The sequence below is a fragment of the Ruegeria sp. CDSC054 genome, assembly GCF_059610645.1.
Map to the genome: position 1 here is coordinate 121,584 of NZ_JBXWOA010000004.1, position 25,042 is coordinate 146,625.

The window sequence follows — 25,042 nt, forward strand, 5'->3', positions numbered from 1 at the left end:
ATGTCTCCAATGTTAAGGACGCGCGTTCATAGCCGCGTTGCAGCAAAGAAAAAAGAGTTTTCGGGGTTTATTTCGCGCAATGACACCGATTTGACGTGGCGCATCGCCTCAGGTGTCGGTCAAAAGGCGTTCATAGAGCGCGACAAGCGTCTTTGCCTCACCATTGATGTCGAAATTCTGCTCGACATGGGTGCGGGCTGTGATACTGGAACGGGCAAGGGATTCGAGGTCGGACAGCATTTCGGCGGCGGCTTCGGCAAGCGCGGGTATATCACCGGGTTGGACCACGCGGCCCAGCGACGGGTCAGTGACGATCTCGGAGAACGCGCCTACATCCGTGGCAACAACCGGCACGCCGCAAGCCATTGCTTCCAGCGGCGTCAGGCCGAACCCTTCCCACCTTTGCGGAGCAATGAACAGGTCCAGCACCTGATACCATTCGGCGATCTGATCGACGGTCACCTCGGGCATGAACAGAATGCGGTCGGACAGGCCCGCCTTGGCGACCTTGTCTTTCAATTCGGTCAGGAAGCTCGTGTGCTTTTCCGTGGCGCGGCCCATGACGATGCCATGGACGTCGTCGAAGCGGCCGCACAGGTCGATCATTGCGTCGACAAAGGCATCGGTGCCCTTCTGGTGACGAATGCGGCCATAGCAGCCCAGCAATAGACCATCTGGCAACCCCAGTCGCGCCCGAACTGCAGCTTTGTCTTCGGGCGGTGTGAAATCCTGCAAGTTGATGCCATGCATGATGACTTGCGCATCTCTCTCCAGATACCCGGCGGTTTTGCGCGAAGTCGCGACGACCGCGTCCATTTTGTCGATCAGCCATTTGGTGTAACCCGAATGCGCACGTTGCGAGGCGCTGGTGAACAGCAGCTTCAACCGCAGCCGCAGAACGTTTCGCAGGATCAGGCCCAGCAGCATCTCGGTATTGCGACGCGCGTGCCAGACGCGCAGTGTTTTGCGCGACAAAAAGGGCAGGCGGCCCAGCGGGATATGTGGGATGTCATCCGGCAGACCCGGCCCGGTGGCCGCGATGTCGATCCATTGCACTTGCAGCGGCACCAACCGGGCAATCGTCGCGGTCACACCCGAAAGTCTGCGTTTGAGGTTGGGGGCAATGACGCGCGGGTCGGACATGGACACTCCTGGCAGTTCCAGCGTTAGTCGACGCTGTCGCGGCTGAACAAATAGATCACGCAGCCGATGGCCAGCGTGAGCGCAAAAAAGCCGAATATCGCTGTGTAGGGCGCGGTCGGGCTGATGTCCACCGTGGCAGCGTGGATGCGGCCGGTAACAAATTGCGCCAGTCCTACACCGCCAATGCCGAAGAGGTTCAGGAGGGTCATGCCGCGCCCAACCAGATGCGGCGGCACAAATGCCCGGCCATGAGCCATGATGACCGGGAAGCTGGCCCCCAGAAACCCGATCGCTGCCATCAGGACAACCGCCAGCCAAACTGCGTTGTCGACCCAAAGGCACATCAGAACCAGCCCCACTGTGCCCAGCGCGTTGCCGCCAAAGATCACCCATTTTCGCGTTCCCAGCATTCGATCGAGCGGCCCATACGCAAAGGTACCTGCAATCATCGCCGCCCCCATGATCAAGGTCGCTGTCCCGATCTGGGTGGTGCTAAGGCCGAAGATATCGCTGAGGTATGGCCCGGCCCAAAGGCCGCGCGTTGCCGCCGACGGGGCATAGGCCACCAGCATCAGCGGCAAGATCGCCCACAGGGCGGGTTCTTTCAGCAGGTCTAGCACCGATCCCCTGTGTTCGGTCTCGACACGTTTGGGATCATGTACGCTGAACCAGATGCCCAACGCGATCGCGGCGGAAAAAACGGCCAGCATTCCCATCGTGGCGCGCCATCCCATCAACTCGACCGCCAGCGCAGTAGGGTACGAGGCAACCAGATTGCCGACCGATCCGACACCCAGCATGACAGCCGCCAAAGTGGCGAAGCGGGCAGGTGGGAATTCGCGGGCGAAGATATAGTAAGACGCCATCAAAACCGGTGAGCAGCCGACCCCGATCAACCCCATGGCGATGGCGATGTGAAAAGGGGAGCTGGATAGGGCAAACAATGCCGCTCCGCCGGCACCACCGACCAGCAGCAAGACCGCCGCCGTCAGGCGCGGTCCAACTCGGTCCAGTGCCCAGCCTACGGGCAACTGCATGGCGGCAAAGATCAGAAACCAAAGACCTGACGCAAAGGCCAGATCCTCGGGCGTGGCCCCGATATCGCGCCCCAGATCAACACTGAGAACCGCGAGAAAGGCGCGAAAGAACTGGCTGAGCACATAGCCCAGGCACAACACCACCAGACCTGCCTTCATGAAAACCCTCTCCCCCAAACCGGCGAAGAAATGCTTGGCACGTCACGGTGCCACACACAAGCGCGTGTGCTATACTGATTTTGCCGGACAGTGATCACATTCGGGCTATCCTTGTCCTTACCGAATATCCGAGGTGCCAATGAAAGACGCCCAGGCCGCGTTCTATGACAGTCTTCCCCTGTTGCGGGACTTTACCCGTTTGGTGGACCCGGCGCGTTTCTCTGCCGTTCCGGGCGATTGGGCGTTGGGCGTGGCAGATATCGTCGACTCCACCGGTGAGATTGCAAAAGGGCGCTACAAGACGGTGAATATGGTCGGCGCGGCGGTGATCTCGGCCATGATCAACGCGCTTCACGGCAAGGAGTTCCCTTATGTTTTTGGCGGCGACGGTGCCGGATTCGCCGTGCCCGCAAGTGAGATCGACACCGCCAAAACGGTATTGGCGGACCTCAGGCGCTGGGCGGAAGAAGAATTCTCGATCTCGCTACGCGCGGCGTTGGTTCCGGTTGCCGAAATTCGTAAGGCAGGAAAGGACCTGCGGGTCGCGCGTTATGCGCCGTCTGATGGGGTGGATTACGCCATGTTTTCGGGTGGCGGGTTGGCCTGGGCCGAAGCACAGATGAAGGCTGGTACCTTTACTGTGCCGCCTGCCGACCCTGGGGCACAGCCCGACCTGACCGGGTTGTCCTGCCGTTGGTCCAACAGCAGGGCTCGCAATGGTCAGATCGTCTCGGTCGTGGTTCAGCCCACAGCAAATGCGACCGAGAGTGACTTTGCGGATCTGGCCCGTTCGGTCCTGTCGGCGTCAGAAGAATTGGAGCGTTCGGGGCATCCGGTGCCAGAAAATGGTCCACCGATCAGTTGGCCGCCGCCGGATGTGGGTCTGGACGCCCGCGTATCGCGGGCAGGGCGCAATTTGTTGATGCAGCGGGTGAAATTGCTGGGCCAGAATCTTTTGATTGCCTTGTTGTTCGCATCGGGAAAACGGTTGGGCAAGTTTGAACCTGAACATTACAAACGCATGGTCAGCCGCAACGCCGATTACCGAAAATTCGATGATGGGCTGAAAATGACGCTGGATTGTGACGCTGCCACGTTGACGCAAATCCGGATGATGCTCGAACAGGCGCGCGGACAGGGCAAGATCCGTTATGGGCTGCATGCGCAGGACGAGGCGATGATGACATGTATCGTCCCCTCGGCGACGCGCGACGATCATGTTCACTTTGTGGATGGGGCTTCGGGCGGCTATGCGCAGGCCGCCGCCACCATGTACGCCTGACGCGCTATTTCGCCTTCCATTTCGCCGCCAACGCGCGGGATGCCTGCGCCAGCAACATCACATCAATGCCGACCGCAAGAAACTGTGCGCCCATTTCATAATAGGCTTGGCTGGCCTCGTCATTGGTGCCCAGTATGCCGGGGGCTTTGCCCGCGGCTCTGATCTTTGTGATGGCGTCCGCAATGACAGCGCGCACTTCCGGCGCTGCGCTGTTTCCTTGATATCCCATGTCGGTGGACAGATCCGCTGGGCCGATAAACACCCCGTCGACGCCTTCGACCTTTAGGATATCATCCAGTGCGGCCATCCCGGCGCGGTTTTCCACTTGCACCAGAAGGCAGATTTGATCGTCCGCAGATTGAATGTACTCCGGGATCGAGCCGTACATTGTCGCCCGAGCCGCACCGGCCCCTACGCCGCGCACACCTGTTGGGGGATAACGGCAGTCCCGAACCAACTGTCGCGCCTGATCGGCAGTTTCGACCATCGGTACCAGAACAGTTTGCGCCCCGGCATCCAGCACCATCTTGATCAAAGCGGTTTCGCCAACCGGAACCCGCACCACCGGGTGCGAGGCGCAGGCCGCCAACGCCATCAGCTGATCACGTATTGATCGGATATCGTTCGGCGCATGTTCTCCGTCAATGACCAGCCAGTCAAACCCGGCGGTGCCCATGATTTCTGCAGTGACGGATTCGGCAAAGCTCATCCAGCAGCCGATCTGCAGTTCACCCTGTATTAGAGCCTGTTTGAAACTGTTTTTCTGGACTGGCATGGCCGGACCTCCTGTCTATGTCAGTGAGCGGGCGATTTCGGTTATGACGTCATAGGCCATTCGGACATCGTCTTCGGTGGTTTCGAACTGACCGGCCTGGAACCGGATCACCAGATCGCCATCCACGCGGGTTTGCGTCAAATAGATGCGGCCGTCGTCATTGATGGCGTTTACCAAACGCAGGTTCAAGTCGTCCAGATCCGCATGACCTTCCGGCGCATAGCGGAACGTCCACAAAGACCACATAGGCTGAGTTACGATTTCGAAATCCGCCTCTGCCGCCAACCGGTCATGCAGCGCCACGGACCAGTTCACGTGGTTGCGCAGCCGTTGGCGCAACCCTTCCAGCCCATATGCCCGGATCACGAACCATAGCTTGAGCGCCCGGAACCGGCGACCCAGAGGCACCGACCATTCCGAATAGTTGATGATGCCATCCTTGCCGTGGGTCTTGAGGAATTCGGGGCTGATCGCCAGCGTCTGCACCAGATCATCGGGGTCTTTCAGAAAATGCGCGCAGCAATCAAATTGCACACCCAGCCACTTATGCGGGTTGAACACGATGCTGTCGGCCTGATCCACGCCGGGCCAGTAGTGGCGGTATTCCGGGCAAATCATGGCCGATCCGGCCCAGGCCGCATCCACGTGGGAATAAAGACCGTATTTCTGGGCGATCTTCAGACATTCATCCACAGGATCGGTTGCACCCGTTCCTGTTCCGCCAACGCAAAGGATAACGCCCGCCGGATGTAAACCAGAGTCTAAATCGGCCTGGATCGCTGCCTCCAGTGCTGCGGGATCCATCCCGCGCCAATCTCCCTTGATCGGAATCCGCACCAGATTGTCTTGCCCGATCCCCGCAACCCAAATGGCACGATCGACCGACGTGTGCACTTCGGCCGAGCAATAGACGCGCAGAGGTTTTTGCCCAAACAGACCCTGTTGATTTCCCTGCCATTTCAACGCCTTCTCGCGCATCGTTAGCACAGCAGCCAATGTCGCTGACGAGGCGGAGTCTTGAATAACGCCAGCGAAACCCTCGGGCAGATCCAGCGCGTGGCGCAACCAGTCCATCATCCGCGTTTCCATCTCGGTCGCGGCTGGTGAGGTCTGCCACAACATACATTGCGGTGCGATGGCGCTGGCCAGAAATTCGGCCAGGACCGATGGGGCTGAGGCGTTCGAGTTGAAATAGGCAAAGAACCTTGGGTGTTGCCAGTGAGTGATCCCTGGCATCACGATCTGTTCGAAATCCTGAAACACGTCCTCCAGTGGCTGTGCGTGCTCGGGTGGCCGCGCGGGCAGGGCGTTGAGGATATCCCCCGGCTCAGTCCGAGCGCGGACGGGCTTGTCACCTACAGTCAGGTGGTAATCCTGCGTCCACTCGGCAATTCGTTTGCCCCAATCCGAAAACTCATCCCACTTCATCTTAACCCTCAGATTTCTGCCAACCCCGGGATCGGACCGGGACTTAGTTTCTTTGCGCGTCCAGTGATCGTCATTCTGAAGAAAACGTCAATATTAATTGCTTTGTTTACTAATTTTGAGATGCGCCTAGATGCTGCGCTGTGCCTAAAAAGGTCGAATACTAAACAGTTAAATCTTTGATATCATATATAAAATGCTTTGCCAGTTGCAGTTTGATTCGATTTGGGCAAAAATTCCACTATGACCAGAGACCTGCCTAATACGTCCCGCTCATTGCCGATTGCACTGCTGCGGGCGCGCGAAAGGGTCATGGGGCCCATTCGAAATATGCTGGCTGATGCGGGTGTTACGGAACAGCAATGGCGCGTTCTACGTGTTCTGAAAGAAGAAGGCCCCCAAGAGCCAACGCATATCGCGGATCGATCGTGCCTTTTGCTGCCCAGTCTGACGCGCATTCTGCAAAAACTGGAAGCCAAGGATTTGATCCGGCGCCGGGTCCATCCCGAGGATAAGCGTCGTCAGATCATCGATATCACGGCCAAAGGCCAAAAGATCATCCAGGACAACATGCAGGTGACACTACGCCTGGCTGAAGAGATCAAGACCCAGCTAGGCCCGGATCGGCACGAAGCGCTGCTGGACCTGCTGAATGATCTGCATGATCTGAAGACCTGATCGCACGTCGCGCATGCAAAGGCTTTTGTCCCCGCCAGAGAAGTATGGGTATCCTCCGGCGGGGTGGCCAGACTTTGACTGGACTGCGTGTCTGGCCTGTGGCCGGATGGCTTTATCCGGCTCACACCTCAGAGAAACAGCCACCTGAAAATAGGCGGACATCCGGACACAAAGACCGTGTGGGGGTACAGGTTTTTGGCCGTCGCTCTCTGATTCAGTTGCACCCGCCTGCAGGCAAATCGCCTGATCAGCGACGGGTGGATTTCGGTTCTCGCCAGGGAATGAGTGTCTAAACGATGTTGGCGCGATCCATGATACAACCAAAGGTAGCGCGTGCCCAAAGCTTTCCAAGGCGAAACTTTGAATTGTGAACAGCCGACGACAGGTCCAGATCGCATGAAGGTGAGGTCCAGCGCGATCCTGCATGGCTTGTTCAACTGGCCCTGCCAACTTAGAAACAAGCTGCCAGTTGCAGTTAGGGGGCTTTGATGCCGGACAACCTGTTTTCCTTACCCGACCCGATTTCGATCCCGGTTGAGGGTGAATTGTCGACGTATCCAGTGGGACGCATTTTCTGTGTCGGCCGCAATTATGCGGCCCATGCGGCCGAAATGGGAAATGAGGTCGATCGTGAGGCGCCTTTCTACTTTACGAAATCTGCCCCGAACGCGGTTCTGTCAGGTGCAACCGTGCCTTATCCGCCGGGAACAGAGAATTTTCACCATGAGATGGAGCTGGCGGTTGCGATCGGCAAACCCGTTTTCCGTGCAACGCGTGCCGAGGCGTTGGATGCGGTTTATGGCTACGGTTGTGCGCTGGACATGACGCGCCGTGACCTGCAAATCCGCGAACGGAATAAACAGCGCCCGTGGGATCTGGGCAAGGATCTGGAAAACGGCACCGTGCTGGCCCCGTTGACCCGCGCGGCAGATTGGTCGCCGGACGACAATAAACGCATTTATCTTAACGTGAACGGGGAAACGCGGCAGGACGCGACGCTGGAAGAGCTGATCTGGAAGATAGATGAGGTCATTTGCCATTTGTCTGGATACTATCACCTGCGGCCCGGTTATCTGATCCTGACTGGCACACCGGCTGGGGTTGGCCCGGTGTTGGCGGGCGATGTCCTGGAAGGCGGGATTGACGGATTACAGCCTATCAGCCTGAGTTTGATCTGAAAAAAGACCCTATTTAGGGTCTTTCAACCAATCGCAGGCAAATTCTACGTTGTCCAGCCCGGTAAATCGTCGGACTCGGTCGAGCTCTGACTGCAACCTTTTGGTTCTGGCATCGGACCAGCGCACGGATCGTTCCGGCCATAAGGCGCTGACTTGTAACACCCCGCGATCCCGGTTGGCTTTCATGTCAATCCGCCCGATCAATCGGTCGCCCTCAAGCAGCGGGAACACATAGTAACCGTAGGTGCGCTTTGCAGCGGGTACAAAAACCTCGATGCGATAGTGGAAGCCGAACAACCGTTCGGCCCGGTTGCGGTCGCGCAGCATGGGATCAAATGGGCTAAGGATCCGAATGCGGCCTGGGGGACGGGGTGCAGCCCCTGCATCCTTGGAAATGGTTGGTCGAGCGATCACTTTGCGCAGCTTGCCGTCCGCGCAGATCACCTCGATTTCTTCCAATTTTCCCTGGATTAGACCCTGTTCATACCAAGATTTTGCCTCGCTTGTCGTGACAGTGTCCCAAAACGCAGCCAATTCGCCCGAGGTTGCAAACCCTAACCGATCAAGCGCCGCGTTGCACAGCCAATCCACTGTCTCCTCGGCATCACAGGGCATATTGCCCGGGCAAAGATTCGTTTCGATCACACGCTCTGTCAGATCATAGCGCTTTTGAAATCCTTGCCGCCCTATGACCGTCAGTGCGCCCGAGCGCCAAAGAAACTCCAGCGCCGTTTTTGACGGATGCCAGTCCCACCAGCCGCCGGACCCCTTTTTCTCGTCCTTGCCAACATCGGACGAGGATACTGGCCCGTGATCCCGTATATGTTGCAGAACGGTTGCAAATCGCTGCTCGAACCCGTCGCGGCGCCAGTTTTTCCATCGGGACTTCAGCAGATCTGCATCGCGCTGAAACCGCAAATGCCAGTGCGGATAAAACGCCATCGGAATGACAGCGGCGTCATGGGTCCAGTGTTCAAACAGTGCCCTGTCGCTTTCGTACAAGCGTTTGAGATTGCCTGCGCGATAGGATGGGCGCCGCGAAAACAGGATCATGTCATGGGCGCGCGCCACCGTGTTGATGCTGTCCAATTGCACAAAGCCAAGACGATGGATCAGGTCCAGCAATTCCGCGCCTTTTGCGCCGCCCGATGGCGGCTCGGCCAATGCATGACGATCCATGAACAGCGCGCGAGCTGTTCGGTTGCCCAGCCGTTGCAGCGCCACGTGTTCAGCGCCGCTTTAGGGTGTCGCCAAAGCTGATCTTGGGGGTCAGGGTTACACGTGTGTCGACCTCGGCATTGGGATCAGCCAATTGCGCCGCGATGATCTCTGCGGCTGTGCGTCCGATCTCCAACCTGCAGGCGTCCATTGTGGCCAGCTTGCGCGGCAGGCCTTGCAAAAGTTCAACGTTATTGAACCCGGCCAGGCCGATCTGCCCCGGCACATCAATACCCTGATCCAGCAGATACAGCAGCCCACCCGCACCGATCATGTCATTGGAGTAATAGAGGAAATCCAGATCGGGCGACCGTTCCAGCATGGTCTGAGTCATCTCACGCCCTTTGGCCAGAGCTGATCCGCCAGAGTAGAATTCGCGATCCTCGATCTCGACCCCGTGTTTGCCCAGAACTTCGGTGAAGCCTTCGAACCGTTTGCGCGCCCTGTGATCCAGCGGCATTTTGGTGCCCATGAACCCGATATGCTCATAGCCCGCCTTCAGGATCGCCTGCGCCATTTCGCGCCCGGCACGACGATGAGAGATCCCGACCATCGCGTCCACAGGTTTGCCGTCTGTATCCATGATCTCGACCACCGGAATCCCCGCGGAATCCAGCATGGCGCGCGCGGCCTCGGTGTGTTCCAGGCCTGCAATGATGACTCCGGACGGCCGCCACGAGAGCATCTCGTACAGTACTTTTTCCTCTTTTTCCGGCATATAGTCGGTGACGCCCACAACCGGTTGCAGCTCGGTGTCTTCCAGCACCTGGTTAATGCCGGTCAGAACCTCGGGGAAGACCATGTTCGACAGCGAGGGGATGATCACCGCCACCAGATTAACCCGGCTGGATGCCAATGCGCCCGCGATTTTGTTTGGCACATACCCCAGCTCTTTCGCGGCGGCCAAGACGCGGGTGCGCGTGGCGTCCGAAACATCGCCCCTGTTCCGTAGAACCCGACTGACCGTCATTTCCGATACTCCGGACGCTTCCGAAACATCACGAAGGGTAAGCGGGCGTTTGGTTTCTGTTGTCACTGGGGCACCTGCGATGTTGTTTTGCCCGATGGTAGCGTGAACAGAGTAAGATTTACAACCATCGCGCAAAGGCCATGACAAGGCCGAAAAACCCGGCTACAGAGAGCCTTGCGCGGCCCCGTGGCTCAACTGGATAGAGCAGCCCCCTCCTAAGGGGCAGGTTGCAGGTTCGAATCCTGCCGGGGTCGCCAGACTATTCTAAAAAAGTATGTGCTTTCCATACCTTAGAAGCTTCCTGTACCCCGATAGGTGACACATGTCGAAGAACTGGTTCAGATACGGTCCAATAAGAATGACTATCAAACATGTTGAATGGCGTGGAGGTAGAGCGAACTACCGGCGCAGAATACCAAGGGACTTACAGGTTCATTACAATGGGAAGGAATTTTATTTCGAGTCCCTTGGAACTAAGGAACCAGCAGAGGCCGCAAGGAAGGCGCAACAGATTACAAAAAGGTTAGACCGTGAATGGGGCTTCTTGAAGTCAGACGAGGGTGGGGAACTTGCGCTTCGAGAAGAAGCGATGGCAATCCTTCGAAAGCATGATTTGAAACCGGGACAAGCTGCCGAGTATGCCAAGTATGACCTTGAGCCAGACCGTTTTTATTGATGAGCTTGTTCAAGAGTCTCGCGACCAAGATGGATACGCACCGGGTATCGTAGCGGAACGGCTTCCGCCCGCTCTAAGGATGGCAGCAGAACTGTATCATGCTGACTCAGAGGAACTGCACGATTTATCAGCTCCTTACTTTTCTGAGGTCAAGGACAAGCATCTGTATTTCTACCCTAAACGCGCGGAAGACAGTCAGTTTGATAGGTCTGTAGCGTTGTTCATTGAAATAAACGGTGAACTCCCCATCAACCGATACGACAGGGATCACGGTAATGCTTTCGTGGAGGAATTGCTGAAGACGGTCAAACCCGCCACAGTGAAGCGATACCTGAACCAGATTAGGCCAATATTCAATACGGCGATCAGAGAGCTCAAAGTTCGTATGGAGAATCCACTCTCAGATCTGGTTATCCCTGAAATAGACTCTGATAGGGAGCCAACTAGGTTACCCTTTTCGCTGGAAGAAGTGTAGGCAATTCAGCAACGTTGCATGGAAGTGGATGACGAGCGACGATGGGTTATCGCTGCACTCAGCGACACAGCTGCTAGGCTGGCGGAGATCGCTGGGTTATTGCGCGACGATGTTTTCCTTGAAGCCGAAACTCCGCATATAAAACTCACTCCCAACAGTGTTAGGGGGTTAAAGACAAAGGCATCGAAAAGAGCGGTTCCGCTAAGTGGCGTGTCGTTATGGGCAATCAGGCGGGCCGTGGCCGCTGCAGACGGCAAATTTGTCTTTCCCAAAGTTGTCAAAAACGGAGACTTCAATAGCAACTCTGTGTCCGCGACTTTGAACAAATGGCTCAAAGACCAGAACCTCAGAGGTGAAAAACAAACTCTGCACAGTCTTCGGCACTCTATGCGAGATCGCCTAAGAAACACCAACTGTCCACCTGACGTTGTTGACCGAATAGGCGGCTGGAAACGTGATGGAGTGGGCGAAGGGTACGGTCTTGGACATGAGTTGTCTGGTCTGCATGACCATCTGTCGAAGATGCTTCAAAGGGAAGCAGAAAGACGGCAATCCACAACGTCTACCAATACAACACCTGACAAGATGCACGACTAAATGCATGTACCAATGACCCGCGCCGCAAAAACGTAGAGCGGAATGAAAAAAATGACCGAGACCAAACCAGAACTTAACTTCAATGTTCTCAATTCTGCCCACATGGTATCCTTAAGGTTGATCCCGAATTTTGAGGCAGTGTCCGAGGCTGTAGATGATCTTTTGGAGCAAACAGTTAATTTTGGGAAAGCCCAAGAGCCCAAGAGTAGAAGGCCCACAGCTGCGGCTAGGGAGTCTCTAAGGTCTACGGTAGCAGCTTTGGTTGGTGACCTTTTGGAAGCGTCATTGAACCAAGATGCTGAGGGCTGGTGTTGGCGTCTGAGCGATAGACGGGGCTTCGGGAACACAAGGGCCACGAGTCGGCACTACGAAACATTGTACAGTTATTGGCCGCGAATGGGTTTGATGGATGTGGCTAAAGGCTACAGTGTTCTGGAGGACTTTGATGGTCAGCCATACCGTTCAAAGAAAGCAACCAAAGCTAGGGCATCACGCCTTAGAGCTACACCGCTTCTTCTGAAAGAACTTGCCGAAAGTGGGATCACTCCAGAAAGCATGGCACTGCATTTCAGAAGGGATTGGAAAACTGAAGAGCCAATTCATCTTAGGGCGTCGAAGCTGATGAGGCAGTCAAGGGGAGACCGCATTAAGTACACTGAGACTCCGTACACAGATCAGCTGGAACAGAAGGTCAGGGAAATAAATCGATTCTTGGCTGAATGGGAATACAGCCATTGTGCGCCTCCTGTGCTGTACCGTGTTTTTAATGACGGGAAGAAAGACGGCTATGAATGGGACCGAGGGGGAGGTTTCAGACGGGCAAAGGGGGCTACCTAGGGCTTCCAAAGAAGGTCAGAAATGCCATTCAGATTAACGGCGAAGATACCGTTCAGATTGACATCTCTGCATGTCAGTTGACAACGCTGCATGGTTTATTTGGACTAGAGATTGAAGCCGATGCAGACCTCTACGCTATCGACGGAATGGATCGAGAAGAAGTGAAGGGCGTTGTTAATCACATAGTCGGATTGGGAAGGCTTCCGAAAACTGGCGATTGCGCAAACACAACAAGAGTGCTCGATAGGTTTCCGTTTCTCCGAGACCTCGAGAAGTATCGTTGGGATAGCCGCCTTAGCGATGATTTTCTGGGCCGGCCACAGACAACGTAATGCTGGACATATTTTCAATCAGGTACACTTGGCGGACGATTGCACACAGGGCGGGCATTGATGACGAGGACGCCGTGCAGCTGGGCGGTTGGTCTAAGGATGAACGCCGCGCCAGCGAGATTTACAACCACGGGCTGGGACAGGATGAGCTGCGTCAAGTTCAAGGTAACACCGTCGAAAGGATGGAGCGTGATGGGTTCCTTAAGGCTGACGAGTGCCAAGAGCTTCTGCCCGTCGTCAGTCGATATGGAAGAAAAGGACGCGTGAACCGAGATAGTAGACTATTCATCTAGTCGGTTAAATTCTGCGTCGGATCTACTTTCGCCGTTTTCGTTGAAATATCCGTTCTGCCAGGGAACGGCGTGGCATCCGAAGCACAACAACGTCCTGCCCGTCATCGGCGTCGTCAAAATACCCTGACCATCCGCCATTCAAATGAGCTTGTACCTCGAGCCCGGACGACTCCATGATGCCTCGCCAAACGTCGTTTCTAAAGGCAACTGCACCGCGTGGCGACTCTGGCGAATTAATGCGGACTCCGTCTTCGACTTCGTGTTCGAACGCAAGACGCCATGGGGTGAGGTCAGTTTGGCGTGCCTTATTTAAAACGGCTGGTGTATAGGTAAAACCGGTTGCGAAGACCATACCACCGGGAGCCAGAATACGACGAAACTCACTTAAGTAGTGCTCGATTTCGTTTTTAAACATGTGGGTGAAAACGGAAAATAAAAAAATCTTATCAATCGAGTTGTTTTTCGCCGGAAGCTTAATGTTCTCTGCCGTCTCGCTACCTGCGGGGTTGTGAAGGTCGTCTGATACGTTTGAATGATGGAATGTAAACCTTGGATTCCGCGGCGCGACGTTAGTGTTCAGCCATTCGATAGACGGTGCGATAACATCCACCCCGGTATAACTTCCGGTGGTCAGGTATTCTTCCAATGGAATAGCATCGCGACCAATTCCACAACCTAACTCCAAGACCCGATCCGAGGGCACGAGTTTAATCCAGCGACGTAGAAGTCTTTGATGATGCTCGGCGATCGGCGGAAAGGTGTCAGGTCCCCCACCCGTCATCTCGGCCAATTTGATGGGCACGTCATAGCCATGATAGTCGAATGTCAGAGATTGGTCGACTGATGTTTCGCCATTACCTGAGTTAGTGTCCATATGCTTCATTCCAATATAAAATGATCTAAGTTCCGGACTTATACCCAGTAAATTGCGAGATTGACCAGTGCGATTGCTGGCAGGATGCCCTTCGGGTACTTGTCATATCGGGTTGTAACTCGCCGCTAGGTTTTCAGCCTGCGGAAATGACCTCAATTCGGTGTCGCCGCATACTTTTACGCATGTCGTATTTGACCGGCGTCTTGTTTTGCTTTCGACCGGAGATGCAGGCTGGGATGGTGAGCAGCGGATCAGGTCCAAATCTAACGTTCGTTAGTTTTTGTGCGCAGCGATTAATTGGTTTTTCTGACCCAAGTGTGTTGGAACATTGCGCCCGTTCATATCATCGTCATTCGGAGCAATGCAATTTCGATTGGTAGCCAATAGACTAACTGGGTGCAAAAAGGCTTCAACTGCCCAATGGCAACCTCAAAACTCAAATGTAGCCGAACCTGGCGATTAAAATAGTAGCCCCTTCGGACGTTATCGTGGGGTTGAGTTCCCTGGCGGCTTATACTACTTTCGCGCTGTCGATTGTTCACGCGCGACCCTCTTACATGCATATCTCATTTAAACCTTAGAAGTCTCGTCACCATGTCTGGATTTGCATTTCATGCCAGTGGCAAGCCACGCGGCTGGGTTCGTAGTCTGCTCTTTGATGGCAGAACTGCACGCCCGTACGCGAAGCGCTTGGTTTTTCATAAATCAGGAAAGCCGCGGGCCCGCTTTGCGCCATTTATCGAGGGAGTATTCGACAGCTTACAGAGCACGGAACCGCTTGTGCCAAGCAATACAGACTATCATGTGATTCACGCAGAGCCGTTCCCAAAACAGGCGCGCCTTTTGATTTACGTGGTGTACGCGGCTGAAAGTCGCCTTTCTGAACTCCATCGCTACCAGGTGGACTGTTATCGGGAGGCTGGTTTCTCGGTCGTTCTTGTTGCCAACTCCGATGGTGAGTTCAAATGCACCGAGCAAGATTTGAGCCGTTTTGTCTGCATTTTGTCGCGTCCGAATCGGGGGTTCGATTTCGGAGCATGGTCCTGCGCCGTCCGCTCCATCGGTGGATTGAGCAATTGCAAAGAAGTGAGCTTTACCAACGACTCCATCATTCCGACCTCGGCTGACGCGTTACGTGATTTGTTGGTGCGGTCTGACGGACGGGCTGACGACGTGCTGTTCATGACAAACAATAATGAGTTGCGCCCGCATAAACAAAGCTACTTTTTCACGCTTAGAAACCGGGCATTGGAAGGCTCTGCGTTCGATCTGCTTTCGGACATGACCGAATACACTTCGAAATGGGATTTGATTAACGAGGTCGAGATTCACCTATCCGACCACTTTGCGGCGCTTGGTCTGACTGTCGGAGCCGTTTTTGACGATCAGGATCTTCTTGATGACCCGAGCAACGTTACAGTTCACAGATTCGAAGAACTGGTCGAACGCGGTTTCCCGTTCGTGAAGGCGACCCTTGTTACAGAGGGCGGCCTGGATTTCGACGACCCGCGCCTGAAGCGCGTACTTTCAATTGATGTGCTCGGTCTTCTTGAAAAACACATTGAAAGCCGCCGTTGTTCCAACAACGATAGTGAACTGAGGCGAAATGTCCCGCCCACACCAACGTCGCCCCACGCAGGGTTGCTTGACATGCACGGTGTTCAGGTTTCATGGAATCATCATCCGAGCACCTGCGGCATTCTCAAAGTGCCCTTGGCGCATGAGCTGGGAGATACGGCCATTCCAGAGTCCTCGCAAGCCCGTGTCCTTGCAATCGTCCACTGTTTCTATGTGGACGTTGCTAAGGAGTTACTCAAAAGATTGAAACCTTTGGGTACCGATTCACGAATTGTGCTTACCACCGATACGCAGCAAAAGGTGGATCAATTAGCGGACATTGCCGACCGCGAAGGAATGAACGTCGTCGTAGAGCTTCATGAGAACCGCGGGCGCGATGTTATGCCGTTTCTGGCCGCTTGCGCGCGGCATCTCGATCATGCTGACTTCGTTTTGCACCTACATACAAAAAAATCCCCTCATGATCATGAACTCAGCAACTGGGGAGAATACCTTTTCGAAAGCCTTGTTGGCTCAGCAGAGATCATTGCATCCAACCTTGCCATCCTGGGGCAAGACGGCGTCGGCCTCGTTCATCCAGCTCATACGACGACTATTGCAGGTCGGTTAAACTGGGGATTCAACTTTCCGGCTGCGCGCGACCAGCTTGAAAAGATCGGCGTTCGCATTACTGCGGACCAGGTCCTAGATTTCCCAGCCGGCACAATGTTTTGGGCTCGATCGGAGGTTTTGCGTCCGCTAGTGGATCTTGGTTTCTGCCCAAATGACTTTCCAACCGAGGCGGGTCAGGAGGACGGAACACTTGCACACGCTATCGAGCGTTCGTTCACTTATGTCGCCGAAAGTCTCGGATACACAAGTGTGCCGGTTGTAGCAGAAAACAAAACAGACCTAGCTTCGGGAATCGCCATGTCAGTTCGCCCATCAGAACTCTCCGTACTCCTGAAACGTATATCCAAGCTCAATCTCCGGAGCAAACGACAGGGATCAAAGTACTTTAATGCCGTACCGGAGGTTTATCCTGCCGCGACAGTCCCGGACCAAACAGATCGCCCGAGGCTAAATGTGCTGATTCCATCGTTAAAACCCGAGCATACATTTGGCGGGATTTCGACGGCGCTTAAGGTGGCAATGCGGATCTATAAGGAATTGGACGATGCAGACATACGTTTCGTCGTCACTTCAGCCGAAATCGACAAAGCCTCTTTGGAAACGGCCGCTGGACTGGTTGACTGTCCGGTACCAAGAGTACGGGCAAGCGATATTGCCTCGGGAGCCACCGTAATATCCACCAGCAATGATCGCTATGATGCGATCAGGCTGCGGAAAAACGACTATTTTTTTTCAACTGCCTGGTGGACCGCAGATCTCGCCTTTCGACTGATGGCAGATCAACGTCGCATGTTCGGAAAATGTTCCCCGCTCGTCTATCTGATACAAGACTACGAACCTGGCTTTTATCAGTGGGGAGACACATTTGCCGGCGCTGAAGCGACCTATGGTCGAGGCGAAGAAACGATCGCAATCATCAACTCTGAAGAGCTTGCGAATTTCATGACTGAAAAGTATCGCTTTTCATCGGTTTCACGCCTGCCATTTGAGATTAATCAGGCGATCGCCTCTCGTCTCACGCCTATCCCGAAAAGCAAAACGATTTTTGCTTATGGCCGCCCCAATACGCCGCGAAACTGTTTTGCAGCTCTCGTTGAGGGCCTGCGCATTTGGCAGGCACGCGATCCGGGTGCCAATTGCGCTTGGCGAATCGTCTTTGCGGGCGAACCGTTTCCCCCGCAAATGATCGACGAACTGGAGAATGCCTCCTGCGTCGGCAAACTTAGCTTGGAGGACTACGCCGCTCTGCTGAGCGAAACAGGCGTTGGACTGTCACTGATGATGAGCCCGCATCCGAGTTACCCCCCTCTTGAGCTGGCGATTGCCGGTGCACGGGTGATCACGAATGACTACGACCACAAGACAATGTCGGAACGTAATTCGAACATCATCAGCTTGCCTTCTATCGCGCCTGATCGCATAGCTGACGCATTGGACCATGCGACTGCGTCCGCTCCGATCGGCAAGATCGTGGCACCATCAGAAATCATCCGTCCCGCATCGAATGTTCCTGAGTTCGACCCGGCGGAGGTCGCCCGCTCCCTTCGAACCGTGAACTAGAGAGTTTGGCACTGGATCTACTTTGCTATGCGGTTGGCACAAGCCGCACTGCATACAGACAGTCGAACGACAACTGGGAACAGCTTTGGGGCATATTGTGTTTGTTGGTTTCGGTAGTTTGCGGCTTCAACGGCCCACGCAATACGATCACCCGGGCGCGCTCGATGAACCGGCTCGCCAGCTCGGCAAACGTCTGTTCACCTTTCAGCGTCTCAAGCGCAACCTTCGCTTCGAATTCCGGCAAATGGTTCTTCCGTTTCGACATCTCTGATCTCCTTTTTGTCGAAGTTCAGCAGACAACGAATTGTAGCTTTCGTCAGCTTCCGTATTTCAAGGGGGAGAGCTCTGTACATCCATTTGTCGATGAGAGCGGTTGGCGCGTTTTTAAGCTCGTAGACTACGAAGGAATCTTGGAGTTCGAAAGCGTTGTGGACTGGCATTGGGTTGTGAGGGCCATAGCGCATCGCGTCTTGCTCTAGTTGCCTCAAAACTCCAGTTCGTAGTCGGTGACTTCGTACGCTCCAATTGAACGTAGAACTCAAGATCGTGCTCCTGCGTAGTCAGGAAGTAGCGTAAGTCAAAACACAAGCCTGTTTCACTTACAATGAGACCCATCAAACGCATAAAGTGCCAAGGGGTGAATACCCAGCAGTGGACATCAACATATTGTCCCCTTTCAAAAGCCCTAAGGCCCTCGTCGATGAATTCTGGAGGGTGGCAATATTCCAGACTATCTATGCTTGTGTAATCATCCCAGAGACCCCATGTGTCTGCATTCACCACATTTGCAAAGTGGTCAGCAATCAAACGCTTACTTGGCCGCCTGCGCCGTTCCTTATATGCTTCCCTTACTTCTTGAGGATTGGAAACGGCTCTATGTACGTCGAACGTAAAGCGCTTATCTGGAACTATCAGTAACAGCGCCCCCCCCAACTTCCAGGCAATCATGCATTTCATGAAGCCAGCCACAGAGGTCAGGAACATGCTCTATCACATGCGAGGCCACGATGAAATCCAGAGGTTGGCGACCTCCAAGCATCTGCCTCAAAGGCTGATCACGCCAAACTAAGTCGATATGTTCCAAGTCTTTGGTATCTTCCTCTTTGTGGTATTTTTTGCGCAGTTCATCTGTCGAACAGTGATCGACATAGATTACATCGCTGTCAGATCGCCTAACGATTGGACGATTGAGTGGTCCGATCTCTGCTCCACGCTTACCGAGTGGACTCCAGTCTGAGAATAGTCGTCCGCGCTTCCGCTCTAGAACTGCCAAATACTCCGGTGTCATAGTATCACTCCTTAGTCCGCCTAACTACCAAGAGGATCGTGATGTGCTGCTAACTTTTTCAAATAACCACTCTTCTAGTTCAAAAACTCAAGAGTCCAGAAGTGTCCCAAAAAACGCGTCGAGAGCTGTACTTGCCCAAAACGCCTCGCCTTGAAAGATCATGTTAGCTGACTTTTTCCAATAGGCTTACCATTTTTCGACGATACCGCCCGACTAAGCCACTGGGTCAATTGATTTTCGCTTCGGATGGCCTCGTTCAGTGCCAAGACGCAGAAGTCAGCTTCCAACGTGTTCGAGATGCGCCAGCCTTACAACTCGTAGGTGCGCTAGCCCATGATCGCGAGCTGATACAAGAACCCCATACCCATTGGCAGACAGGTGATGTCAGCCGCCCAAACATGATTGGATAGGGTCATCTGCATACCGCGGAGCAAGTAAGGATAGGCCTTATGTCCCCTCGTTGCCTTACTGTGTTGGGTTTCCAATAGATCGGCATCAGTCCCATAAGGCGCATCAACCGCCAGGTCACCTGCCGAACCCCGAAGAACGGAGGGTCCGAGAACTGCTCATGGATCTGACACATCAGTGTCCGGATTTCAGGGGGGGCTCCTTGGACGGTTCAACCACGGTGTTGAGCACGTCCTTGATCATTTCGAGGTCAAGTTGCCAAGTGGGCTCGTTAAGCAGCATGATACGAGTTTCATTCGCAAGGCACGTACCTTGGCGGCGCGTTGTTGCTGGTCACTGGACAACTGGCCAGGATGTTTGCCAGCCTGATCCGGGATGCGAACTTTGTTGAGAAAATGCACGACGACTTCTACAGCGCTCTGAGCGCTAGACCCTGCGCGACCACATGGAAGTCAGCGTCTAGTATTCCAGAATAGTTAGGTATGGAGTCAGTTTATGGTGCGGAAAGCACATTCCAAACTCAAATCGGATCTAAACGAAATACTTGGTGTCATCCGTCAGCTCGACCCCGCCAACGAAGATCTGCCCTTTCTGAAATTTCTCCAGCCGGTTAATAGGGCGGATCAGCGTAGACTTGCGGGAACCCGAGGGACCCGCGACCACGATCCGTTTGCCCCGTCGAACAGTCAGATTCGAAATCCTTGTGCGCAAGGAACGAGCCATAGCACTTGTCGATGTACTTGAGCTCGATCGCCCTAGCCAATCAGAGTTTCAATGTAGACCCGATAACGTAATGACTTGTAGAAAGCCTCAAGAAAAAGTTGACTACGACTTCAAACTACACGGTCGGTTCCACTTAAAGACGGTTACTCCAACCCTTGCCTTGATTACTTTCTTTTATTCTTGGTTTGCAGTCTCTGTGTATGCCCTGAAGCGTTGGGGTGCTATTTTTTTGGCTGACCTGCCCATTTTCTCACGGAACGAACTTGAGAGGAAAGGAATGCGGGTCAGAATTGAGAGAATTATGAATTTCAGCCAGAGAAAAAAGCCAAGCAATGGATTGCGGGCAATCCGCTCGAATGACCGACTCAATTCGGATATTTTCTTGTTTTGAGCTTCGGCAAGCTCCCGTAGTTTGCTCGCATCACCAACTAACTCATCCTGGACCTGTTGTTGTTCGGATATTTTCGTTGCCTGAACTTCGGTACGCTCCCGTAGCATCGTTACGTCATTGAGAAGGCGGGGAATCGGATTCTGCGTTTCAGGGTAGAGTGCACGCACATCCATGATCGCTGAAACCAAATCTGATGTTGTGAAAGGGTCGTGCCCAGCCAGCCGCAGCTCACCTATTGCCGAAGCCACCTCTTCCATCGGCTCTGCTCCGGCTCCCCACGGATTGGCACCCTCGCCCATGGATGATGGCGGCCGATCAACCACCGCAGCTTCGCCCAGAAGCTTCTTATCCAAATCAAGTTTGATCGCGCCAACCTCTTGTCCAGATCGGAGGAGCGGGTCGTCCGCCACCATACGGTCCTGGCCTGCCACAACACGCGAGCCTACCTGCGGCGGTCCGCTGGCACTTTTTCGAATGATGCAAACGGAATTGTAGAATGAAACGGATTGGATCTGGGCGATGTGGTTCACATCCAGCGTCAGATTCCATTGGCGTTCAAACCCTTTCAGTTGCGACCGGATATCTCCACCATCTCCCCAATGCTCCGCGTTAACCACGTCGGCCAGCCTCCGAAGAAACGACATCGCCGAATATGGCGAGTTCAAACCACCCTGCCATGTCTCCCAGTAGGAGCAATGAAGGTCTTCTATCACATAGATCCCCCCGGGTTGAACCATGCCGAAATATCGGGAGAATGTGGTGATTATGTCGGACGATCTGTGTGACCCGTCATCCGCGATCAAATCGTACATATCCGAGATCTGGCGGATCTCGTTCTGCGTTTTTTCCGAATTCGCGTCACCAATGATCACATGAATTCGATCGTCATCGTAACGAAGACCGGCGCATTTCGGATCGATATCACATCCAACGAACAGCGAACCGTTTGAAAAATAACGGGACCAGATCTCAAGTGAACCGCCATTCTGAATTCCGATTTCAAGCAGACGAACAGGGGACTCACGAAGCGACGCAAACTGATCTTCATAGATATCGAGATAGGAATGCCACTTGTCGCTCACCTTCCCCTCATGTCCGAGGTATAGGTTGTAAAGCGAATCATTTTTCATTTGGACCTGTCGTGGTTAGTTGCTGCCGCGGTTTCTCGTTTACACGGCGAGAGCATCGAAGGCCAAGGAAATTCTACGCTTGTCGCGTTTGTGTTTAGCGCCAACTCAATAACGCGCCCGGCAGTTCTTCGGCACTTCACAATGCCGGTGAAATGAGCCGTCATTCCACAACCGTGGTTGGATTCGACCCTTCACTGCGCTGACAGAAGACCCAAACGAGGGTCCAAAATCAATGGTGGGCTGCCGTCCTGCGTCTCCACATAATGACGATCCAAAAATACATCTTGCGGGAGTTCGCCCACATCATCGGCGCTTTGGCTGTGATGCAAGCGCCTTGTTTCAATTGTCTTTTTTGATCCATTCCCGCTGTAGTAGAATAGTTTTGTCCCTCCCAAAGCAGACGTCGGCAGTTGTGACGTTGTTAATGCTCTCGCTAAAGCGCTGGCGGTTGTAATGATCGAAGAAGGTATTGATCTGCGCTTCAAGATCACCCGGCAGGAAGTAGTTTTTCGGCAAGTTGCGGTTCTTTGAGGTTTGATGCCATCGTTCGATCTTGCCCTGTGTTTGCGGATCGTACGGTGCGCAGCGAGATTGCCCAATGCTATTGTCTTCCAGCCATTCTGCTAAATCCCCCGAGACATAGCTTGTGCCGTTGTCGCTGAACGTGCGTGGCTTGTGGTCGACGTGGATTTGATCACAGTCGGATGCCTTTAACGCCATGCCCTGCGTGTCGGTGACATCGTCAGCACGCATGTTCGTGTACAGCTGACAATAAACGATGTAACGGTCGTATTTGTCTAGAACCGTACTAAGATAGAACCAGCCTCAGTCCAGAACCTGGATGTAGGTGAAGCCCGTCTGCCAAACTTGGTTGATCGCTTTCGTTTTGTGCTGGAACTCATCGACGACCTAAAAAATAAAGGGCGGGCTGGTGATCAGGTCATGGGATTGAGCGTGCGATATATCGTAGTTTCCAACAAAAGTTAGCGCTCTTGAGCGGTGAACGTATCGGCCTACTCGTGTGGCGACAACTCCGATTCCTTCGGCGCCAAGTAAGCGGCGGGCGCATCGCAGCAGCCTAAGCCATTGCGATTGACAAACACAATTCCACTTAACACGGGCCGATCATCGACACGATGTTTTCCGTGCGATTCAGAAAGGAAAGGTTTGAAGCGCTATCTGCGCATCCGTTAATCAGAAGCGGTCAGACATATTCACTGCTCGTTTTCAAACCGTGAATCGTACTGACTGTTCTATATCAAAGCGCCCTGACCGTAGCCTGCCGGTGAGCAAAGTTGTTTACTATCTCTAAGCCAAGTAAGAACGCCGCCCATCTCGATCATGAGAATCCCCGCGGTAGAAAGAAATAGGAAATGGTCTCGTCATTCTGCCACCTTGGTATCAACATTACGTTTCTTGAATTGCTGATTAAAAAGGTTCTTGAACTGACCATCTAGTTGCATCAGTTCGTCTAGGTTTCCTTGTTCGACCACGGCACCATCCTGAACAACCATAATCTTGTCAGCCTCAAGGACTGTCGACAGGCGGTGAGCAATCACGATAACGGTCGTGTTCTGTGTCAGCGTGTCCAGCGCCGCCTTCACCAGCGCCTCAGATTCAGCGTCCAATGCGCTAGTGGCTTCGTCCAGCAACAAAATCTCGGCATCGCGCAAAATTGCACGGGCTATGGCTATGCGTTGTTTCTGGCCGCCTGACAGGAACGTTCCGTTCTCGCCGACATGCGTATCATAGCCACCCGATAACCCGCAGATGAAGTCATGCGCATGTGCAGCTTTCGCTGCTTCGATAACCTGCTCGTCCGTTGCATCCGGCGCCGTGCAACGCAGGTTTTCCATCACAGTTGCGGAAAACAAGAAGGTGTCTTGGCCAACATATGAGATCTTTCGCCTAAGCGAAGAATAGCTAGCGTTCTTCAGATTCTGCCCGTCGATTTCGACACTCCCACCGTCGGGGTCATAGAATCGCATAATCAGGCCGAATATCGTCGACTTGCCCCCACCTGACTGGCCGACCAGCGCAGTGGTTTTCCCTGCTTCGAATGTTACATTCATGTTTTCGATTACCGGAATCGATCCTTTGTACCCGAAGGTTACATCGCGGAGTGCGATTTCACCCGGCCCGTCAAGCAGGTCACGTGCATCAGGGTCTTCTTGCATTGTGTCTTCTTGGTCCAGTAATCCGAAAAGCATGCCAACACCGACCATAGCAGCTTCAATCTGAACGCGCATTTTCGACAAACGTTTTGCAGGTTCATAGGCCATTAACAGTGCTGTGATGAAGGACATCAGCTGACCAGCTGTTGGCTGTTCGCTACCCGCAATCCCGAGAGTGCTAACGATCAGAACGCCGGCTATAGCCAACCCGGCCAGAAACTCCATCAGCGGGCTGGCGATCGACTGCAGCCGCGCAATATCATTCGAGCGTTCTTCGACTTTAAGGATGGCCGTTTCCATACGATTGATCATCCGATCCTCAAGAGAGAATACTTTGATGACTTTGATGCCGGCCGAGGTTTCCTGCAGCACACGAATAATCTCTGCTAACGACTTGAACTCTTGCTGCATGATCGAGCGCACGCTTTTCAGCAGGTAGCGCACGCCTAGCAAGGCCACGGGTCCGACAACAAAAAACATGATGGACAGCACGGGCTGCTGGTACACCATGACAATCACAAGACCCACCAGGGTCAAGGCGTCTCGGACGAAGCCGGTGACGATTACGTCAATAAGAGTTCGGGCAGATTGAGCACCCATTGTCGTTTGCATCAGCAGGTCCGAAGACTCATTCTCGGCAAAAAACGAAACACCGTGCCTCAGTAGTTTACGATAAACCCGGTCTTGTTGCATCGCAACGATCCGGTTGCCCGCGCGCGCCAGGTATATAGACTGGATGTAGGATGCGAGCGCCTTGGACAGAAATAGCAGAACAACTCCGAGCGCGATCGCAATAGCCCAGTCGCGCATTTCCGGACTGGTCATCGCATCAACGATGTACTCCATCATGAATGCAGAGCCTGCAGTGGTCGCAGCAACAGCTATCATTGCGACGATGGCAATGGCGTAAAGATGACCTTGGGCAAAAAAGCTCTCACCAATGAGACGGCCCATATAGCCTGATCGCCATTCGGTCCAGGCACGCTTAATCATTACATTCTCCAGATCATGAAATCATGCGCTCGCTCAGATAACCTATAATCATTCCTGCCTAAAGGGCAGATCAATTGACGCGACAGAGTTGCCCAATCACAAGGTTGCGCAGGGGCCTCGTCAGATAAGGGTTAGCGTTGCGATGTGCAAGGTTTTGATGTTCTCTTTTGACAAGGTGACGCGTTGTATCGTGGGCTTCCGAGCCCTGGCCTCTACGTGGCGTTTTTAGGTCAAAA

21 protein-coding genes, 1 tRNA gene and 3 pseudogenes are annotated in these 25,042 nt (G+C 53.9%); 10 read left to right on the top strand and 15 right to left on the bottom strand.

Annotation, left to right across the window (positions count from 1 at the left end; genetic code table 11):
* Nucleotides 1-108: 108 nt before the first annotated feature.
* Nucleotides 109-1,143: a glycosyltransferase family 4 protein gene (locus AC2FGC_RS10390; RefSeq protein ID WP_496726218.1), complete on the bottom strand. Its 1,035-nt coding sequence runs from the start codon at nt 1,141-1,143 to the stop codon at nt 109-111.
* A gap of 23 nt (nt 1,144-1,166) precedes the next feature.
* The gene (locus tag AC2FGC_RS10395) at nt 1,167-2,339 is read right to left on the bottom strand and encodes an MFS transporter (RefSeq protein WP_496726217.1); all 1,173 of its coding nucleotides are present in this window, start codon (nt 2,337-2,339) and stop codon (nt 1,167-1,169) included.
* A gap of 139 nt (nt 2,340-2,478) precedes the next feature.
* On the opposite strand from AC2FGC_RS10395, the gene AC2FGC_RS10400 reads away from it, so the two are divergent.
* The gene (locus AC2FGC_RS10400; protein ID WP_496726216.1) at nt 2,479-3,621 is read left to right on the top strand and encodes a DUF3095 domain-containing protein; all 1,143 of its coding nucleotides are present in this window, start codon (nt 2,479-2,481) and stop codon (nt 3,619-3,621) included.
* Between the two features lie 4 nt (nt 3,622-3,625).
* Here AC2FGC_RS10400 and AC2FGC_RS10405 read toward each other — a convergent pair whose 3' ends face one another.
* A complete protein-coding gene (locus tag AC2FGC_RS10405; RefSeq protein WP_496726215.1) occupies nt 3,626-4,396 on the bottom strand; it encodes an HpcH/HpaI aldolase family protein in 771 nt (256 codons plus the stop codon).
* A gap of 15 nt (nt 4,397-4,411) precedes the next feature.
* The gene (locus AC2FGC_RS10410) at nt 4,412-5,824 is read right to left on the bottom strand and encodes a pyridoxal phosphate-dependent decarboxylase family protein (RefSeq protein WP_496726213.1); all 1,413 of its coding nucleotides are present in this window, start codon (nt 5,822-5,824) and stop codon (nt 4,412-4,414) included.
* Between the two features lie 240 nt (nt 5,825-6,064).
* On the opposite strand from AC2FGC_RS10410, the gene hpaR reads away from it, so the two are divergent.
* On the top strand, nt 6,065-6,499 hold the full coding sequence (hpaR, locus tag AC2FGC_RS10415) for a homoprotocatechuate degradation operon regulator HpaR (protein WP_496765850.1): 435 nt from the start codon (nt 6,065-6,067) through the stop codon (nt 6,497-6,499).
* 488 nt (nt 6,500-6,987) lie between these two features.
* Nucleotides 6,988-7,677 carry a fumarylacetoacetate hydrolase family protein gene (locus AC2FGC_RS10420; protein ID WP_496782265.1) on the top strand — a complete coding sequence of 230 codons (690 nt, stop codon included), beginning with the start codon at nt 6,988-6,990 and terminating at the stop codon, nt 7,675-7,677.
* A gap of 9 nt (nt 7,678-7,686) precedes the next feature.
* On the opposite strand, the gene AC2FGC_RS10425 is transcribed toward AC2FGC_RS10420, so the two are convergent.
* Both AC2FGC_RS10425 and AC2FGC_RS10430 read right to left on the bottom strand, forming a co-directional pair.
* The gene (locus AC2FGC_RS10425) at nt 7,687-8,901 is read right to left on the bottom strand and encodes a winged helix-turn-helix domain-containing protein (RefSeq protein ID WP_496726210.1); all 1,215 of its coding nucleotides are present in this window, start codon (nt 8,899-8,901) and stop codon (nt 7,687-7,689) included.
* A 4-nt stretch (nt 8,902-8,905) separates the two neighbouring features.
* Nucleotides 8,906-9,931 carry a LacI family DNA-binding transcriptional regulator gene (locus AC2FGC_RS10430; protein WP_108860587.1) on the bottom strand — a complete coding sequence of 342 codons (1,026 nt, stop codon included), beginning with the start codon at nt 9,929-9,931 and terminating at the stop codon, nt 8,906-8,908.
* A gap of 114 nt (nt 9,932-10,045) precedes the next feature.
* Between AC2FGC_RS10430 and AC2FGC_RS10435 the strand changes: the two genes are divergently transcribed.
* The 6 genes from AC2FGC_RS10435 to AC2FGC_RS10460 all read left to right on the top strand — a co-directional run bounded on the left by AC2FGC_RS10435 (nt 10,046) and on the right by AC2FGC_RS10460 (nt 13,075).
* Nucleotides 10,046-10,122 (top strand) — tRNA-Arg (locus AC2FGC_RS10435).
* 65 nt (nt 10,123-10,187) lie between these two features.
* Nucleotides 10,188-10,541, top strand: coding sequence for a DUF6538 domain-containing protein (locus AC2FGC_RS10440; protein ID WP_496726209.1), 354 nt, complete (start codon nt 10,188-10,190; stop codon nt 10,539-10,541).
* Nucleotides 10,513-11,016 (top strand): hypothetical protein, encoded by a 504-nt coding sequence (locus AC2FGC_RS10445; RefSeq protein WP_496782267.1) that lies wholly within the window; start codon nt 10,513-10,515, stop codon nt 11,014-11,016. The genes AC2FGC_RS10440 and AC2FGC_RS10445 overlap by 29 nt, the downstream gene beginning before the upstream one ends.
* Nucleotides 11,017-11,034: 18 nt before the next feature.
* A complete protein-coding gene (locus tag AC2FGC_RS10450) occupies nt 11,035-11,613 on the top strand; it encodes a tyrosine-type recombinase/integrase (RefSeq protein WP_496726207.1) in 579 nt (192 codons plus the stop codon).
* 51 nt (nt 11,614-11,664) lie between these two features.
* Nucleotides 11,665-12,450, top strand: a complete 786-nt coding sequence (locus tag AC2FGC_RS10455; protein WP_496726206.1) for a hypothetical protein — start codon at nt 11,665-11,667, stop codon at nt 12,448-12,450.
* Between the two features lie 331 nt (nt 12,451-12,781).
* Complete coding sequence (locus AC2FGC_RS10460) at nt 12,782-13,075, top strand: hypothetical protein (protein ID WP_496726205.1); 294 nt, start codon at nt 12,782-12,784, stop codon at nt 13,073-13,075.
* A gap of 22 nt (nt 13,076-13,097) precedes the next feature.
* On the opposite strand, the gene AC2FGC_RS10465 is transcribed toward AC2FGC_RS10460, so the two are convergent.
* Both AC2FGC_RS10465 and AC2FGC_RS10470 read right to left on the bottom strand, forming a co-directional pair.
* Nucleotides 13,098-13,949: a class I SAM-dependent methyltransferase gene (locus AC2FGC_RS10465; RefSeq protein ID WP_496782269.1), complete on the bottom strand. Its 852-nt coding sequence runs from the start codon at nt 13,947-13,949 to the stop codon at nt 13,098-13,100.
* A 38-nt stretch (nt 13,950-13,987) separates the two neighbouring features.
* Nucleotides 13,988-14,187 (bottom strand): annotated as a pseudogene (locus tag AC2FGC_RS10470) (IS5/IS1182 family transposase); the annotation flags it as partial.
* Between the two features lie 356 nt (nt 14,188-14,543).
* Here AC2FGC_RS10470 and AC2FGC_RS10475 point away from each other — a divergent pair.
* Nucleotides 14,544-17,699: a rhamnosyltransferase WsaF family glycosyltransferase gene (locus AC2FGC_RS10475; RefSeq protein ID WP_496726203.1), complete on the top strand. Its 3,156-nt coding sequence runs from the start codon at nt 14,544-14,546 to the stop codon at nt 17,697-17,699.
* A gap of 25 nt (nt 17,700-17,724) precedes the next feature.
* Here the strand turns inward: AC2FGC_RS10475 and AC2FGC_RS10480 are convergent, their stop codons facing one another.
* From AC2FGC_RS10480 to AC2FGC_RS10510, 7 genes and pseudogenes are all read right to left on the bottom strand, one after another.
* On the bottom strand, nt 17,725-17,964 hold the full coding sequence (locus AC2FGC_RS10480) for a hypothetical protein (RefSeq protein ID WP_496726320.1): 240 nt from the start codon (nt 17,962-17,964) through the stop codon (nt 17,725-17,727).
* 633 nt (nt 17,965-18,597) lie between these two features.
* Nucleotides 18,598-18,987, bottom strand: a complete 390-nt coding sequence (locus tag AC2FGC_RS10485; RefSeq protein ID WP_496782271.1) for a methyltransferase domain-containing protein — start codon at nt 18,985-18,987, stop codon at nt 18,598-18,600.
* A gap of 939 nt (nt 18,988-19,926) precedes the next feature.
* Nucleotides 19,927-20,118: an ATP-binding cassette domain-containing protein gene (locus AC2FGC_RS10490; RefSeq protein WP_496726201.1), complete on the bottom strand. Its 192-nt coding sequence runs from the start codon at nt 20,116-20,118 to the stop codon at nt 19,927-19,929.
* Nucleotides 20,119-20,292: 174 nt separating this feature from the next.
* A complete protein-coding gene (locus AC2FGC_RS10495) occupies nt 20,293-21,639 on the bottom strand; it encodes a class I SAM-dependent methyltransferase (RefSeq protein ID WP_496726200.1) in 1,347 nt (448 codons plus the stop codon).
* A gap of 339 nt (nt 21,640-21,978) precedes the next feature.
* Nucleotides 21,979-22,452 (bottom strand): annotated as a pseudogene (locus AC2FGC_RS10500) (DDE-type integrase/transposase/recombinase); the annotation flags it as partial.
* Nucleotides 22,453-22,691: 239 nt separating this feature from the next.
* A pseudogene (locus AC2FGC_RS10505) lies at nt 22,692-22,818 on the bottom strand (IS5/IS1182 family transposase); the annotation flags it as partial.
* A 203-nt stretch (nt 22,819-23,021) separates the two neighbouring features.
* Complete coding sequence (locus tag AC2FGC_RS10510) at nt 23,022-24,806, bottom strand: ABC transporter ATP-binding protein (protein WP_496726199.1); 1,785 nt, start codon at nt 24,804-24,806, stop codon at nt 23,022-23,024.
* Nucleotides 24,807-25,042 lie beyond the last annotated feature (236 nt).